Annotated in this window: 14 protein-coding genes; 10 read left to right on the top strand and 4 right to left on the bottom strand. The window is 57.7% G+C overall.

The features are described 5' to 3' along the window. Positions 1–266 precede the first annotated feature (266 nt). Positions 267–1,028, top strand: coding sequence for an NAD kinase (locus AC2FH8_RS05430; RefSeq protein WP_142632779.1), 762 nt, complete (start codon positions 267–269; stop codon positions 1,026–1,028). Between the two features lie 263 nt (positions 1,029–1,291). Here AC2FH8_RS05430 and AC2FH8_RS05425 read toward each other — a convergent pair whose 3' ends face one another. From AC2FH8_RS05425 to AC2FH8_RS05415, 3 genes are all read right to left on the bottom strand, one after another. Continuing rightward, positions 1,292–2,731 carry an amidase family protein gene (locus tag AC2FH8_RS05425; protein ID WP_496688654.1) on the bottom strand — a complete coding sequence of 480 codons (1,440 nt, stop codon included), beginning with the start codon at positions 2,729–2,731 and terminating at the stop codon, positions 1,292–1,294. A 73-nt stretch (positions 2,732–2,804) separates the two neighbouring features. Continuing rightward, positions 2,805–4,694, bottom strand: a complete 1,890-nt coding sequence (gene prpE / locus AC2FH8_RS05420) for a propionate-CoA ligase PrpE (RefSeq protein ID WP_496688652.1) — start codon at positions 4,692–4,694, stop codon at positions 2,805–2,807. Between the two features lie 265 nt (positions 4,695–4,959). Next, positions 4,960–7,233 (bottom strand): NADP-dependent malic enzyme, encoded by a 2,274-nt coding sequence (locus AC2FH8_RS05415; protein ID WP_282027863.1) that lies wholly within the window; start codon positions 7,231–7,233, stop codon positions 4,960–4,962. A 186-nt stretch (positions 7,234–7,419) separates the two neighbouring features. Here AC2FH8_RS05415 and AC2FH8_RS05410 point away from each other — a divergent pair, with 186 nt between their 5' ends. The 7 genes from AC2FH8_RS05410 to upp all read left to right on the top strand — a co-directional run bounded on the left by AC2FH8_RS05410 (position 7,420) and on the right by upp (position 13,805). Then, a complete protein-coding gene (locus AC2FH8_RS05410; protein WP_271948030.1) occupies positions 7,420–8,112 on the top strand; it encodes a hypothetical protein in 693 nt (230 codons plus the stop codon). Then, entirely contained in the window at positions 8,087–9,178 is a 1,092-nt protein-coding gene (locus AC2FH8_RS05405) for a cupin domain-containing protein (RefSeq protein WP_496688650.1), read from the top strand. The genes AC2FH8_RS05410 and AC2FH8_RS05405 overlap by 26 nt, the downstream gene beginning before the upstream one ends. A 102-nt stretch (positions 9,179–9,280) precedes the next feature. Beyond that, positions 9,281–9,673: a cytidine deaminase gene (locus tag AC2FH8_RS05400; protein WP_142632791.1), complete on the top strand. Its 393-nt coding sequence runs from the start codon at positions 9,281–9,283 to the stop codon at positions 9,671–9,673. 4 nt (positions 9,674–9,677) lie between these two features. After that, the gene (locus AC2FH8_RS05395; protein ID WP_282027866.1) at positions 9,678–10,985 is read left to right on the top strand and encodes a thymidine phosphorylase; all 1,308 of its coding nucleotides are present in this window, start codon (positions 9,678–9,680) and stop codon (positions 10,983–10,985) included. Then, positions 10,982–12,193 carry a phosphopentomutase gene (locus AC2FH8_RS05390; RefSeq protein ID WP_496688648.1) on the top strand — a complete coding sequence of 404 codons (1,212 nt, stop codon included), beginning with the start codon at positions 10,982–10,984 and terminating at the stop codon, positions 12,191–12,193. Before AC2FH8_RS05395 ends, AC2FH8_RS05390 begins: the two co-directional genes overlap by 4 nt. Continuing rightward, positions 12,190–13,176, top strand: coding sequence for an adenosine deaminase (locus AC2FH8_RS05385; protein WP_281994362.1), 987 nt, complete (start codon positions 12,190–12,192; stop codon positions 13,174–13,176). The genes AC2FH8_RS05390 and AC2FH8_RS05385 overlap by 4 nt, the downstream gene beginning before the upstream one ends. Further along, the gene (gene upp, locus AC2FH8_RS05380) at positions 13,173–13,805 is read left to right on the top strand and encodes a uracil phosphoribosyltransferase (RefSeq protein ID WP_281994363.1); all 633 of its coding nucleotides are present in this window, start codon (positions 13,173–13,175) and stop codon (positions 13,803–13,805) included. The genes AC2FH8_RS05385 and upp overlap by 4 nt, the downstream gene beginning before the upstream one ends. A gap of 6 nt (positions 13,806–13,811) precedes the next feature. On the opposite strand, the gene AC2FH8_RS05375 is transcribed toward upp, so the two are convergent. After that, positions 13,812–14,825: a hypothetical protein gene (locus AC2FH8_RS05375; protein ID WP_281994364.1), complete on the bottom strand. Its 1,014-nt coding sequence runs from the start codon at positions 14,823–14,825 to the stop codon at positions 13,812–13,814. Positions 14,826–14,977: 152 nt separating this feature from the next. On the opposite strand from AC2FH8_RS05375, the gene AC2FH8_RS05370 reads away from it, so the two are divergent. Then, positions 14,978–15,913 (top strand): DMT family transporter, encoded by a 936-nt coding sequence (locus AC2FH8_RS05370; RefSeq protein WP_142632801.1) that lies wholly within the window; start codon positions 14,978–14,980, stop codon positions 15,911–15,913. Next, a complete protein-coding gene (locus AC2FH8_RS05365) occupies positions 15,910–16,557 on the top strand; it encodes a sulfotransferase family 2 domain-containing protein (RefSeq protein WP_281971797.1) in 648 nt (215 codons plus the stop codon). The genes AC2FH8_RS05370 and AC2FH8_RS05365 overlap by 4 nt, the downstream gene beginning before the upstream one ends. Positions 16,558–16,609 lie beyond the last annotated feature (52 nt).

The following is a 16,609-nucleotide window of genomic DNA, read 5'->3' as shown; positions in this document are numbered from 1 at the left end:
CGCTGACGGCCCAGCTCGGACGTGATCGAGCCGAACAGCTCTGGGTCGCGCGCTGAGAGAGACTGGGTGAAAAAACCGGTATCACGTAGATTGGCGTTCATGGGGGCTCCACAATGCTGGGATTTCTTGCGGATTTCCTATCGGAAACGGGCCATCGGCAAAAGGCTTAAAGCGACGATTTGGCCAGCGGTGGCGTCAAGTCTGGTCTAAAGGGGAAAGGTATGATTGTTTCGGAACCAAATGTGCAGCACTGGAAACCACAATAGATGATTCAAAGAATCGCTTTTCTTGCCAGCGACGCCAAGGTGGCTCAAACCGCACGCGACAAACTGGTCAGGCGCTATGGCAATGCGGCGCCGCGTGATGCCGGTGTAATTGTCGCGCTGGGTGGGGACGGCTTTATGCTGCACACTTTGCACAACATGCAGCACCTCGATACGCCCGTATATGGCATGAATCGTGGAACAATCGGGTTCCTGATGAACGAGTTCCACGAAGAAGATCTGATGGACCGTCTTTCCGCCGCTGAAGAAGAGGTCATCAACCCGCTGGCGATGCGCGCGATGGATCAGTCCGGAAAGATCCATGAGGCGCTAGCCATCAATGAGGTCTCTTTGCTAAGGGCAGGCCCTCAGGCGGCGCGGCTGAGGATCAGTGTGGACGGTCGCGTGCGCATGGATGAATTGGTTTGCGATGGCGCTTTGCTGTCAACGCCAGCAGGATCGACGGCTTATAACTATTCCGCGCATGGGCCAATCCTGCCGATTGGATCGGATGTTCTAGCTCTGACAGCGATTGCAGCCTTTCGTCCGCGACGCTGGCGGGGCGCACTGCTGCCCAAAATCGCCCAGGTGCGGTTCGATGTGTTGGATGCGGACAAGCGGCCGGTCATGGCGGATGCGGATTCAAATTCATTTCCGGATATTGATTGGGTCGAAATTCGATCTGAACCGGCGATTCGGCACCGTATCCTGTTCGACCCGGGCCACGGCCTGGAAGAGCGTCTGATTTCGGAACAATTCACGTAAATGAAAGGCCAGGTACGAATTAATCGCGCTTGTGTGAACCAGTTCACACGAATCCGATTAACATTAAGGTAGTGTGAACTTGCCTGGAGAACACGCCATGGTGGAAGTGAGTGGCCATCAACAGCGGTTTCGAAATGAACGTGCAGTTTATGTGCGGGCGAGGGTAGGTGGTGCTACGCTCGTTATCGGATTTCTAGGCATATTTTAGAAAGCGGACCCCGGGTACAAAACCCCGGGGTCAATTTTTTTTGGACAACGTCTATTTAGAAGGACGTCCCCATTTTCTTCCACAATGGCAGGCACATTTGCCCTACCCGGTCTTCTATCGCCGCGGCGGCGTCTACGGCCATATCCTCGCGCCATCTGCGGGCTGCGATCTGGATGTTGATCGGCTGCGGCCCATGCGGCAGCTCGGCCAGCCGCGCCGGAACACATGCCGCGGGCAGGCCGATGAAGTTCATCGCATAGGAATAGACCGCACAGCCCAGAACTTCATGCACGCCCTCGGCGCCCTCGGTATCTCGGTCCGGTTTGAAGAACGGCTGTGGCAGGAATGGTGACAGGACCAGAGGATAGTTTTGCATGAACAGAGACCACTCGCGCGCATAGTGGCTGCGCTTGGCCAGCATTTCGATAAGGTCTGTGCCAACTATGGGTGGGAATTCCTGAAAGTAGACCTCGAATATGTCGCGGATTGTTTTAGATCCCGCAGCCTCGATATCGGCTTTCAACAAGGTCAGAACTTCGCCCATCAGGGCGCGGTACCCACCACGACCAGCTTCAAAGATATCGGGTGGTGCGACCTCTTCCACTACATAGCCTGCATCGATCAATGCATCGCATGCAGTATCCAGAGCCTTGTCGACTTCGGGATGCAAATCGTATCCAAAGGTCTGCTTGGTGAAGGCGACCTTGATCGGGCCGGTTTGGTCCTCACCCCGCCACGGCATCGGCACGTGAAACGGATCGCGCGGATCGGGCGCGATCAAGCTGGGCATGGACAGGTGCAGGTCCGCTGCGGAGCGCGTGATCAGACCCTGCACCGACATCGATTGTGCCAATATGCCCCGTTCTGCCGATTGGCTGGGATTCCACGCCGGAACACGACCCAGACCCGGTTTGACGGTGACCGCCCCATTGGCGGCGGCAGGAAATCGCAGACTGCCCCCTATATCGTTGCCATGGGCAAGCGCACCGATCCCAGCCATCACAGCCGCGCCCGCGCCACCAGAAGATCCCCCGGGCGAGATATGACGCCCCCAGGGGTTATACGTGCGGCCATGCAGTTCGTTGTCTGTGTCAGCACGGAACGAAAACTCGGGCGTGTTGGTGCGACCGATGACGATGGCGCCCGCCTTTTGCAGGTTGGATACAACCGGCGCATCATCCGGGGCGATCACGTCTTTCAGGGCAACGACCCCATTCGAGGTCGCATGTCCTTTTTGATCGACGTTGATCTTGATGGTGACCGGCACACCATGCAGGGGGCCGGGCTGCTCTCCGCCACCGACCGCCTTGTCCAGATATCGCGCACGGTCCAGCGCTTGTGAACTCAGATCTTCAACAACCGCATTCAGCGCAGGATTGACCTGATGCATCCGCTCGATTGCGGCTTTTACGGCCTCTTCCGTGCTGAGTTTACGGTTGCGGGTCAACGCGGTCAGATCGGTGGCGCTCAGACGCCAGATGTCGGTCACTGTCATGGGGCCTCACTGTCTTGGTCAGACAGTAGAGGCCCAGTGTCAGGTTGCAAGAGGCGGCAACTGTGCCGATATTCTACTGGGCGTAGCCTATGGATTTCAGGGCTTCGGTGATTTCGTCCAGAATCGCCGGATCGTCGATGGTGGCGGGCATCTTGTATTCCTTGCCATCCGCAATCGAGACCATGGTCCCGCGCAATATCTTGCCCGACCGCGTTTTGGGTAGGCGATCGACAACCACGGCCAGCTTGAAGGCAGCGACCGGTCCGATCTTTTCGCGAACCAACTTGACGACATCCTGAACGACGTCCCCATGGTCGCGGTCACAGCCCGCATTTAGGCATAAGAAGCCAACCGGCATCTGGCCCTTCAGCTGATCCGACACACCGATCACGGCGCATTCGGCAACGTCAGGGTGCGCGGCCAGAACCTCTTCCATGCCGCCGGTGGACAGACGATGGCCCGCGACGTTGATCACGTCATCGGTGCGCGCCATGATGTAGAGGTACCCGTCCTCATCAACCATGCCCGCATCGCCGGTTTCATAATATCCGGGAAAGTGATTCAGGTACGAGCTTTTGAACCGGTCTTCGGCGTTCCACAGCGTTGGCAGAGTGCCGGGGGGCAGGGGCAGCTTTACCGCAATCGCGCCCAGCTCTCCGGGTTTCATCGGGTGGCCGCCTTCGTCCAGAATCTGCACGTCGTAGCCGGGCATCGGCTTGGCAGGTGAGCCCAGCTTGGTTGGCAGCTCTTCAATCCCCAGCGGATTGCCCGCGATGGTCCAACCGGTTTCGGTTTGCCACCAATGGTCGATGACCGGAACGTTCAGCGCGTCTTTGGCCCATTCGATCGTGTCGGGATCTGCCCGCTCTCCAGCCAGAAACAGGGCTCGCAGGCAGGAGAGGTCGTATTCAGGGATTAATTCCCCCTTGGGATCTTCACGTTTGACCGCGCGGATTGCGGTGGGAGCAGTGAAGAAACTGCGAACATTATGCTCGGATATCACCCGCCAGAAGGTGCCCGCGTCTGGGGTTCCAACCGGCTTGCCCTCGAACACTATCGTGGTGTTGCCGTGGATCAGCGGCGCGTAGCAGATATATGAGTGGCCAACGACCCAGCCGACATCAGAAGCCGCCCAGAACACGTCGCCGGGATCCACGTTATAGATGTTCTTCATCGTCCAGTTCAGGGCGACCAGATGGCCGGCCGTCGGCCGTACGACCCCTTTGGGCGCTCCGGTCGTGCCCGATGTATACAGGATATAAGCTGGATCATTGCCATCGACAGGAACACATTCCGCAGGCTCAACACCGTACTGGAACCCGTGCCAGTTGAAATCACGCCCCTCGATCAAATGCGCAACCTCTTGTTCGCGCTGGAATATCACGCAGAAATCGGGCTTGTGGCTGGCAAGTTCGATGGCACCGTCAAGCAGCGGTTTATAATGCACCACACGGCCCGGCTCCATCCCGCAAGAAGCGGCGATGATTGCTTTTGGTTTGGCGTCATCAATACGGACCGCCAATTCGTTGCTTGCAAAGCCACCAAACACAACCGAGTGCACCGCACCCAGCCGGGCACAGGCCAACATCGCCTCAAGCGCTTCGGGGATCATCGGCATATAGATGATAACCCTGTCGCCCTTTTCGACACCTTTTGCCCGCAATGCCCCGGCCAAAGTGGCGACCCGATTGCGCAGTTCGACATATGAGATTTCGCGCTTGGTGTGGGTGATTGGGCTGTCATAGATGATGGCCGTCTGTTCACCGCGACCATTCTCGACATGGCGATCAACTGCATTCCAGCAGGTGTTGACCCTGGCATCACAGAACCATTCATAAAGAGGAGCATTGTCGTCAAACAAAGCCTTGCTGGGTGGCCGAACCCAATCAATTCCTTTTGCAGCTTCCATCCAGAATGCCTCCGGATCGGATTTCCAGCTCTGGTAAACGTCCTGATATGCCACTTTGGTCTCCTCCGAAAAATCCCTGCACCGTGTCTAGGGCGGGGTATAGGGGGCAGACAAGCGGTCGAAGTGACGGGGCGTCACTTTATCGCAAAATATTTGCAGATGTATAAGAATTTCCCTGCAAATTTTTGCAAACCTGTCGGCAATTTATGGATTTTGCGCGCCGAATTCACAGTTTTGCAAAACTGCAAATGTATTGGTGCAAATATGAAGGAATCAGTCCGGGCACCTGTTTCGGTGCCCGGAGGGGATCCGTGACCCTTTACCCGTAATGAGCGACAGGCGTTCCTGCGATCGCCGCCATGTTCAGTAACCCGCGTGCGGTGATCGAGGGGGTCACGATATGTGCCTTGTTGCCCATACCCATCAGGATCGGGCCAACTTCCAGCGCGTTGGCCTTCATCTTCAGAATGTTGCGCACACCGCTGGCGGCATCTGCGTGGGCAAATATCAGGACGTTGGCGACACCTTCTAGACGTGAATGCGGGAAGATGCGCGACCGCAGTTCAGGGTCAAGCGCTACGTCCAGATTCATCTCACCCTCATATGTGAAATCGCGCGGCTCCGAGTCCAGAATCTCCAAAGCGGCCCGCAGGCGCTTGCCCGAGCCTTCGGCCTGATTGCCGAATTGAGATTGCGAACAGAACGCGATTTTTGGCTCCAACCCGAAACGCCGGACATGACGGGCCGCGCCCAGGGTGGTTTCGGCAAGCTCTGCAGGCGTTGGTAATTGCCGCACATGTGTATCGGCAATGAACAAGGGGCCGTCCTCAAGAACCATCAGAGACAAAGCGCCATGTGCGCGCAGGTCGCCATTGGCCAACACCTGTTCGACATAGCTTAGGTGCCAGCGGTATTCGCCAAAGGTTCCGCAGATCAGGCTGTCGGCCTCGCCACGCTGAACCATGATCGCCCCAATGGCTGTGCTGTTGGTGCGCATGATGGCCTTGGCCAGATCAGGGGTGACACCGCGGCGCTGCATGATCTGGTGATATGAGGTCCAGTAATCATAGTAGCGATTGTCATGTTCCGGGTTCACGATCTGAAAATCCTCGCCGGGACGCACGGTCAGGCCCAGGCGCTCGCATCGCGCTTCGATGACTTCGGGACGTCCGATCAGGATCGGTGTTTCCGTGGTTTCTTCCAGAATGGCCTGAGCGGCGCGCAGCACACGTTCGTCCTCGCCCTCGGCAAATACTATTCGGCGCGACGCAGCTGCTGCGGCCTCGAAAACCGGGCGCATGATCAGGGCGGATTTGAAAACCGTCTGGTTCAGGCGCTCTTTATAGGCCTCCATATCTGGAATCGGACGCCTGGCAACGCCACTGTCCATAGCCGCCCGGGCCACTGACGAGGACACAACAGCGACGAGGCGCGGGTCAAAAGGTTTTGGGATCAAATAGTCAGGTCCGAATGTCAGTTGCTCGCCCTTATAGGCGGCGGCGGCTTCTGCACTGGTCGTTGCCCGGGCCATATCAGCGATACCGTCTACGCAGGCGATCTGCATAGCGTCGTTAATTTCGGTCGCACCAACATCCAGGGCGCCCCGGAAGATGAAAGGAAAGCACAGAACGTTGTTCACCTGATTGGGAAAATCACTGCGACCGGTTGCGATGATCGCATCGGGGGCCACTTCGCGAGCTGCGTCCGGCAGAATCTCGGGCGTCGGGTTAGCCAGCGCGAAGATGATTGGTCTGTTGGCCATTTTCGCGACCATTTCGGGTTTCAGGACATTCGGTCCGCTAAGCCCCAGAAACAGATCGGCATCCCCGATCACGTCATCCAGCGTGCGCAGATCAGTCTTTTGCGCGAATTGACTCTTGTGCGGGTTCATGTCCTCGGCTCGCCCTTCATAGACAAGCCCGTGAATGTCACACAGCCAGATGTTTTCACGTTTCACACCCAGCTTCACCAGCATGTTCAGGCAGGCGATCCCAGCCGCGCCTCCGCCGGTCGAGACGATTTTGATATCCTCGAACTTTTTCCCGGCAACGTACAGCGCGTTCTTGGCAGCGGCGCCCACGACGATTGCGGTGCCGTGCTGGTCATCGTGAAAAACGGGGATGTTCATCCGCTCGCGGCACAGTTTTTCGACAATAAAACAATCGGGTGCCTTGATGTCTTCAAGGTTGATTGCCCCGAACGTGGGTTCCAGCGCGCAAACGATATCGGCCAGTTTTTCGGGGTCGGATTCGTCAACCTCGATGTCGAAACAGTCGATCCCTGCGAATTTCTTGAACAGAACCGCTTTGCCTTCCATCACCGGCTTAGAAGCCAGAGCGCCTATATTGCCCAGGCCCAGCACTGCTGTTCCGTTCGAGACCACGCCAACAAGATTGCCCCGCGCGGTGTAAAGCTCGGCGTTGGATGGGTCGGCCTTGATTTCCAGGCTGGCCTCGGCGACGCCAGGCGAGTAGGCGCGCGCCAGATCCCGACCGTTGGCCATGGGTTTCGTAGCCCTGATTTCGAGCTTTCCAGGCTTTGGGTGAGCGTGATAATCAAGCGCGGCCTGTCGCAGGTTGGGAGTGTCAGACATAGGCAATTCATCTCCGTTCCGAATTTGGTTGAAGGGTTAAACTATTTCTGGCGCCTTGGCTACGTGACGTCACTTCATAAATGGATTTTTGCCAAACACGGCCGTAGGTTGAATTATGTTCTAATATGGTTACGGTCGCGCATCTTCATATTCGGCACCGCTTCCACAGGAGATCGAAGGCCCAAGATGACCCCGGAAAAACAATCTCAGTCGATACCCGTCACAACCGATACCAAGCGGTCCTTTGGGCTGGACCAGCCGCTGTTTCGTGCAGCGATTGGAGTTGCGTTGCTGATCTTGGTGGTCCTCTGTATCTGGCCGGTGCAGGCGATGTCCCTCAGCCATGAGGGCGGCCCGTTCGAATCCATTTCGGCCGCGGCACTTGTTCTGGCCGGGGGCATTGCGCTTTTCCGGTATCGCGGGATTTCCCGTCTTTATATCGGTCTCGTCTGTTTGCTGCTGGCAGAGCGCGAACTTGCTGCGGATATCTATGCCGTAGATAGCTTGCCATATGGGATTCTGAATGGGCTGGACACGCTGCTTGATATGAACGCGGTTCGCGTCATCCTGGCTGTTTTGGTTCTGGGCGGCTTGCTCTGGCACGGGGTGCCAAACGGGTGGCGTGCGTTCAAGCATCGGGTCCCGTTTCTAATGGTGTTCTTTCTGGCCGGTATGTGTGCGGTGGTTGCACAGGGGTTGGAAGAAGTCAGTGGCGCACTGAAAGACGACCTGTCGGACCAGATGATCATGCGTTTGTTTGTGTTGGAAGAAACGCTTGAGATGTTCTTTTCGATTGGCATTTTGGCTTCTGTTCTGATCGGATGGCCCAAAGCCACGACCGAAGAGAACTTGAATGACCAGCAATCAGACCAAAGCTGAGATTCGTCTGCCGACGCAGGAATTACGTGACGACATCCCGTTTTTTACCAAGGTACTGGGGATGCGGATGGATATGATCTATCCGGCTGATGACCCTCGGGTCGCCGTGTTCTCGGGGCATGGATTGCGATTACGGATCGAACAGGATGCACCCGAGGCGCCCGGAATGTTGCGCATTCTGACCGAAAATCCGGATGAGTTTGCGGCTGGCCAGCGCAGTTTGGTCGCGCCGAACGGGACGCGTGTTGAAATTGATGAACTGAACCCGCCGATGGTGATGCCGGATACCGTGCATTCCTTTGTCGTGCGCAGACTCAAGGATCAGGCCCCGTGGGTCATCGGGCGCGCCGGAATGCATTATCGCGATCTGGTACCCGATCGCTTGGGCGGGTCGATCATTGCCAGCCATATCCGCATTCCTGATGGCGGTCCGGTTCCGGACATGGTGCATTTCCACAAGGTCGGGTTTCAGTTGATTTTCTGCATCCATGGCTGGGTCGATGTGGTTTACGAGGATCAGGGCGATAAGATGCGCCTGACCGCCGGCGATTGCTTTATCCAGCCGCCCGAAATCCGCCATCGTGTGTTGGAGGCATCGGACAATGTGCAGGTGATCGAAATTGGTGTTCCTGCCGAACATGTCACCGAAATCGACCACGAAATGCAGTTGCCGACCCCGCAATACCGCCCGGATCGCGAATGGCAGGGCCAGCGCTTTGTCTACAACCGGGTCGAGGGAGCAGAATGGGGGCCGTTCCGTTTGCCGGGCTATATCTGTCGCGACACCACGATTGCCCAGAACACGATGGGTGTCGCAGGCGTTCAGGTGGTGCGTCGGGGGCAGGGTGACACCGCCTGGGCTACACATGATACCGATATTCATTTCACCTTCGTTATGAACGGTGAGTTGACGCTCGAAGGCGAGGGGCGTGACCCCTATCGGCTGGAACAGGGCGATGCCTTTGTCATCCCGCCGGGTATGCGCACACGCCTGTCTGATCCGACCGATGATGTTGAACTGCTTGAGGTCACGCTGCCTGGCGTGTTCAATACGGTTCTGGATTAAGCATTTTGGCTCAGGAATTCTGCGCTCGGGGCTTCAATTCCCCGGGGGCTTTCATTTAGGGTATGACTTTCTGACCAGATGATCAAAAAATAGGGAATCGCCATGAGCTTGAAAGACGCAGCCTTGTCCGTGCGGGAAAACGCCTATGCGCCTTATTCCAATTTCAAGGTCGGCGCGGCGATCCGGTCCCTGTCGGGGCAGATCTACTCCGGTTGCAATGTGGAAAACGTGGCCTATCCCGAAGGCACTTGCGCCGAGGCCGGAGCCATTGCCGCCATGGTTGCTGCTGGCGAGCAGGAACTGACCGAGGTTTACGTGGTCGCGTCGTCTCCTCAGCCAGTACCGCCGTGCGGGGGGTGCCGCCAGAAACTGGCCGAGTTCGGCAAGCGTGACGTCAAGGTGGTATTGGCCAGCTTGGACGGGGCGGAGTTGAAAACCACTATCGGGGATCTGCTGCCAGGCGCATTTGACGCCTCGCATATGGAGGATGTCTGACCCCATGGACGCCCGCTCGATCATCGCAAAGTTGCGCCGCAAGGATATACCCTCCGCCGAGGAACTGCACTGGTTTGCCCAGGGGCTTGCCGATGGTGGGGTCAGTGACGCGCAGGCAGGGGCCTTTGCGATGGCGGTTTGCATGGGTGGGTTGGGTGCGCAGGGCCGTGCCGATCTGACCATTGCGATGCGCGACAGCGGCGATGTCCTGAACTGGGATGTGGAAGGACCGGTAATCGATAAACACTCGACCGGGGGTGTGGGCGACAGCGTCAGCCTGGTACTGGCCCCCGCACTGGCCGAGCTTGGAGCCTATGTGCCAATGATTTCTGGCCGGGGACTGGGACATACGGGCGGCACGTTGGACAAACTTGAATCCATCCCCGGTGTGACCACCCAGATCAGCCAGGACCGGCTGGTGCAGGTGCTGAACGAAACGGGGGCAGCCATTGTCGGCGCCACCGGGCAAATCGCGCCAGCGGACAAACGGCTTTACGCCATTCGGGATGTCACGGCGACAGTAGAAAGCCTCGACCTGATCACCGCGTCGATCCTGTCGAAAAAGCTTGCAGCCAGCCCGGATGCACTGGTGCTGGACGTTAAGGTTGGCAGTGGGGCCTTTATGAAAACCCTTGATGACGCGCACAATCTGGCACAGGCGCTGACTGAAACCGCCAACGCTGCAGGGTGTCGGACCTCAGCAGTCATAACCGATATGAACCAGCCGCTTGCCTCTGCGCTGGGCAATGCACTTGAGGTGGATGAGGTCATGAAGGTATTGACCCAAGCGCCTGACGCGCCGTTGGCTGTGATCTCTGCCGAACTGGGTGGGGTTCTGTTGGCTGACGCCGGTATGTTTGCCACTTCAGAAGAAGGCCGGGACAAAATCGCCAAGGTCATCCGCGATGGCCGTGCCGCAGAACGGTTTGGCCGCATGATGGCCGCAGTTGGGGCACCCATTCACTTTGTCGACGATTGGTCGCGCTATTTACCCGAAGCCAGCGTGATCCTGGAAGTGCCCGCTCCCGCTGCGGGCTATGTAACCACGATAGACGGAGAGGCGCTGGGCCTTGCGGTTGTCGAATTGGGTGGCGGACGTCAGGTTGAAAGCGATGTGATCGACCCTGCGGTCGGGCTGTCAGATCTGGTGCGACTGGGCGACCGGGTCGAAAAAGGCGTTCCATTGGCTGTCGTCCATGCCGCCCGCGAGGATGCCGCGCGACGTGCGGCTGATGCTGTTCAAAAGGCGATCACGCTTGGAACGGGTAAACCAGTGGTGCCATCCCTTGTCCACGAGAGGATCACGCCATGAGCCGCGCCTTCCTTGTGGTGATGGATTCTGTGGGTATCGGCGGCGCGCCCGATGCTGATCAGTTCTTTAATGGCGACATGCCGGATACTGGGGCAAACACTCTGGCCCATATCGCGCAGGCTTGTGCACAAGGTCAGGCGGAAGAGGGGCGATCCGGGCCTTTGCATCTACCGCATTTGGATGCGCTGGGGTTGGGTGCTGCGGCACGGCTGGCCTCGGGTGCGGAAACGTCGGGTTTGCTGGCCCAGCCGACTGGTCTGTGGGGCTGCGCCTGTGAGGATTCACCGGGCAAGGACACGCCATCTGGGCATTGGGAACTAGCAGGGCTGCCTGTGCCATGGGACTGGCATTACTTTCCAAATACAACACCATCATTTCCGGTTGATCTGAGCAAGGCCGCAGCAGAGGCCGCCGGAACCGAAGGGATTTTGGGGGATTGCCACGCCTCGGGCACCACGATCATCGCCGAATTGGGGGCCGAGCATATGCGAACCGGTTGGCCGATCTGCTATACCTCGGCCGACAGTGTCTTTCAGATTGCCGCGCATGAAGAAAGCTTCGGCCTAGACCGTCTGCTTGACCTCTGCCGCACGCTGGCCCCACGTTTGCACCAGATGAAAGTGGGGCGTGTGATCGCACGGCCCTTTGTCGGCTCGCCCGAACAGGGGTTCACCCGCACGACCAACCGCAAGGATTTTGCCATCGTGCCGCCCGCTCCGGTGCTGACGAACTGGTGTCAGGATGCGGGCCGCCGTGTTCATGCAGTGGGCAAGATCGGCGATATCTTTTCCATGCAGGGGATCGACACACTGCGCAAAGGGTCGGATGCTGACTTGATGGGTCATCTGTCCGATCTGATCGATGAGGCCGAAGAGGGCAGCCTGACATTTGCCAATTTTGTCGAGTTCGACAGTCTCTATGGCCATCGGCGCGACATCAGCGGCTATGCCAGCGCGCTGGAATGGTTTGACCAAGAGATAGGTGCAATTCTGACCCGGTTGCGCCCCGACGACCTGATGTTGTTGACCGCTGATCACGGCAACGACCCAAGCTGGATCGGCACCGACCACACGCGTGAGCAAGTACCTGTCCTGATTGCAGGGCAGGGTGCGGGGCAGATCGGTCAGGTCAAATTCGCCGACATTGCCGCCAGTATCGCACATCACCTGAATATCCCGGCACAAGGGCCGGGGCGGAGCTTTCTATGACTGTTGCTGACCTACCCAAGATCGAACTGCACTTGCATCACGAAGGTGCCGCGCCGCCTGCCTTCATCCGTCAGCTGGCGCATGAAAAGCGCATCGACCTCAGCGGGATTTTCAAACCTGACGGGTCATATGATTTCCGGGATTTCGCCCATTTCCTCAGCGTATATGAGGCCGCCTGTGAAGTGCTGAAATCGCCCGAGGATTTCCGCCGTCTGACGTTGGCTATTCTTGAAGAAAGCGCGGCGAACGGGGTGGTGTATTCGGAAAGCTTTCTGAGCCCCGATTTCTGTGGCGGTGGCGATTTGCTGGCCTGGCGCGACTATCTAAGTGCCATTCAGGATGCCGCTGATGAAGCCGAGCGGAAATACGATATCACTCTGCGCGGCGTGGTGACCTGTGTCCGGCATTTCGGACCCGAACAGGCCAAGCTCAGTGCATATTGTGCCGCTGAAACAGCGGGCGACTGGATTACTGGGTTCGGTATGGGGGGCAATGAATCCATGGGGGTTCAGGGCGACTATAAGTGGGCGTTTGACTGCGCGCGCGAGGCCGGACTGTGCCTGACCACCCATGCCGGAGAGTTCGGCGGGCCGGATAGTGTCCGCGATGCGATCCGTGATCTGGGAGTTGAACGCATAGGCCATGGCGTGCGTGCGATCGAAGATCCCGACCTTGTGCATGAGATCGTTGATCGTGGTGTGACGCTCGAGGTTTGCCCGGGCTCGAACGTGGTTCTGGGCCTGTTTCCCGACTTTGCCAGCCATCCGATTTCCAAGTTGCGCGAGGCAGGTGTCAAGGTCACCGTGTCCACCGACGATCCGCCGTTTTTCCACACCACAATGCGGCGTGAATATGAGATGTTGGCCAAAGCTTTCGGTTGGGAGGCCGAGGATTTTGCCGCCCTGAATGAAACCGCCCTGAATGCGGCTTTTTGCGATGAAGCGACCCGTGCGCGGGTCAAGAAAAGACTGGAGATATCATGAGCGAACACCTGACCGTCGTCGACCACCCGTTGGTGCAGCATAAATTGACGCTCATGCGGGACAAGGTCACTTCGACCGCCGAATTCCGCCAGTTGCTGCGTGAGATCACCTTGCTTCTGGCCTATGAAATCACGCGGGAAATGCCATTGACCACGCGCCATATCGAAACCCCGATGGAAGAGATGGACGCCCCCATCCTGGCAGGTAAGAAACTGGCGTTGGTCTCTATCCTGCGCGCCGGTAACGGAATGCTGGACGGCGTTTTGGAACTGATCCCCTCGGCCCGTGTTGGCTTTGTTGGCCTGTACCGCGATGAAGAGACTTTGAAGCCCGTCCAATATTACTTCAAAGCGCCCGAGGGGCTGAAGGACCGTTTGGTCATTGCTGTCGACCCGATGCTGGCAACCGGCAACAGCTCGGCCGCTGCGATTGATTTGCTGAAAGAGGCTGGCGCGACGGATATCCGTTTCCTCTGCCTGTTGGCCGCCCCCGAAGGTGTTGCCCGCATGAAAGAGGCGCACCCGGATGTTCACATCGTCACCGCCGCACTGGACCGTGAGCTGAACTCAAAAGGCTATATCATGCCAGGTCTGGGCGATGCGGGTGACAGGATGTTCGGGACCAAGTAAGCGGGCTTATCCGCCGCAGATATTCTGCAGTCGGACCCATTCGCGATCTGGCAGTATCTGTTGCAGAGGCTGGCCCGCCATCGGGTCGGCCTCGATCAGGCCCAGCACGGTTTCACCTGTGACGTCCGTCGCATAGGCAAAGGGGACCGAGGGCAAAGCTGCCTCGGCAAAAATTTCCAGCAGGTTCTCGTCTGGTACAGCCGGACGGGGTTCTGATAGAACTTCTTCGGTATAACTGTCGACAATCTGAGGTGTCAGCTCACCGGTTGTCAGCAGGCGGAACGCAGATCTGATGCCGGTCCGGTCCAGCAGATCATCCAGTGGGTCCTGTGCCTGCACACGTGCACGTTCCGCAAGGATGTACCCGGCCACGACCGAGGGGTCCTCGTGATCTTCGACCAGAGATCGGTTCAACAGGACAATTCCACCCGGCAGGGTCAGGCTGGTCTGTACTCCGGCTGGTAGGATAACGATTGAGCGCACGCCCGTTCTTGCCGCCAGATGATCCAGTGCTTCCTGAGTGCCCTCGGACACGCAGGCGCGGCCTGACACTCTTTCGATGCGCCTCAGGATTGTATCGCCGATGTCGATACGTTTGATTTCGGGAACGACGGATACGACATGGTTTTGTAATGCTGACGGTAACCACAACAGCATGAGCGCGGCCACAGCAGCCACGACCCCGGCCACGCTGAACCACCGCAAACGCCCAGGGTGGGGGCGTGACCGGTCGATGGCACGCTGCAGACGGTCAATGGCTTCGATCATCGTGGTTTCGGATTGGGCCAGTTCCAACGTCTCTTGCGGGTCGCCATCCGGGTGGTAAATTGCAGGGAAAACACCGGGGTTCTGGCGCTCTAACGCGGCCAGCGACCAATGCGTCAGTGCCCGGTCGTTGAAATCCGATATCGTCAGCGTCGCTTCGCCAATCGACACAACAACCTCGCGCCGCTGAACATCGGGCGAGGGGCGCCACAGACCGGTGGCTTCGATCCGCTGGAACTGTTTCAGTGCCGTCATCGGGGTGATGTCTGCTCGTTCTTAATTGGAGCCAGCTTAACACGCTAAATTCAACCGGCGCAAACCTGTTGCGCGATGTTCAGGAAATGTGCTGGATACCTAGACGAGCGGAATATTCTGTTACCGCTCTCCATCATACCGCGGGGAAAATGATGCAGGCGGACACCCAGACTTCACCGGTTTTGGCCTCGGTGCTGATGGTCAGTGCTATGGCAATCATCGGCGTGATTGATAATGTGGTCATCTTGGTGGCCGAAACGATCGGTCTGTGGCAGTTCCATTTCAGCCGGGCACTGCTCATGCTACCGCTGATAATGGGCCTGTCACTGCTTGGGCTGGGCCGCTTGCGCCCGATTAGGCTTGGCCCCGTGATCCTGCGTAGTGTTCTCATCACATTGGCCATGTTGTTCTATTTTGCCTCGCTTGCGCTGATGCCGATTGCGCAGGCGTTGGCGGGTTTGTTCACGTCGCCGATCTTTGTGCTGTTGATTACAACCGTCGCCATGAAGCAACGGATAGGCCCATGGCGTATTCTGGCCGTTGCAGTAGGGTTTGCCGGGATTTTGTGCGTGTTGCAGCCGAATCCCGGCGAGTTTGATGCAAAAACGCTGTTGCCGGTCGCCGGAGGGCTGTTCTACGCGTTCAGTTCAGTCATCACCCGAAGCCACTGCGCGCAGGAAAGCACGACGGCATTGCTGGCGGCTATGGTGACAACCTTGGGAGTGGCCGGAGCGGTAGGGCTGATCGTGTTATCCTTGTTTCCGGGGGTTCCGGTCGCTGGGCCGGAGGGCTTCGTCACCCGTGGCTGGGTCTGGCAAATGGGACCGGCAATTCCTTGGATTATAGTTCAGGCAATAGGGTCGACGATTGCGGTATTCATGCTGATCAAATCCTATCAGATCGGTGAGACCTCTTATGTGGCGGTGTTTGAATATTCGGTGATGATATTTGGACCCTTGTTCGCCTGGAGGGTCTTTGGGCAGAATATCGGTGTTCTGCAGATCCTCGGCATATGCCTGATCGCAACGGCTGGAGTTCTGCTGGCCTGGCGATCCACGCGTCCCGCCGCTACAGAGGCCGCATCGTGATCATTTCGCGCGGTCGCTCTTATATCTTCGTCCACATTCCCAAAACTGGAGGGACATCTTTGTCGCTGGCTTTGGAACAGCGCGCGATGAAGGATGATATTTTGCTGGGAGATACGCCCAAGGCAAAGAAACGCAATAGGCGGATCAAACAGCTATCGGCGCGTGGCCGCCTTTGGAAACATTCAACCCTCGCCGATATCGAAGGTGTTCTTTCACCGGATGAGTTGTCGGGGATGACAGTCTTTACCCTGGTCCGAAATCCCTGGGATCGGCTTGTCAGCTATTATCACTGGCTCAAGGTGCAAGGCTTTGATCACCCCGCAATCGCGCTGGCCCGCGCCCATTCGTTTGAAGGATTTGTCTGCCACCCTGCGACGCAACAATCGCTCCGTCAGCATCCGGCGCGGCACTACGTGACGCGAGCCGATGGTATCGAGCAGTGCCAGTATTTCATCAGACTCGAAGCGTTTGATCAGGACGCAGAGCCTCTGTTTGACCACCTGGGGTTCCGGATCACACTGCCGCATCTGAATCGATCAGAGCGGGCGAAAGATTACCGCAGCTATTATTCAGCCGCATCACAGGAGGCCATCGCCGAGGCTTGCGCTGAAGATATAGACAGATTCGGATACTCTTTTGATTAGATGACAGAAATATCGTTTCCCTGCGGGACTTAATACCGGGCGATTACAGATC

The organism is Ruegeria sp. CDSC025, assembly GCF_059610805.1.
The sequence above is the reverse complement of the archived record's forward strand: the minus strand, read 5'-3'. Positions and strand labels throughout refer to the sequence as shown.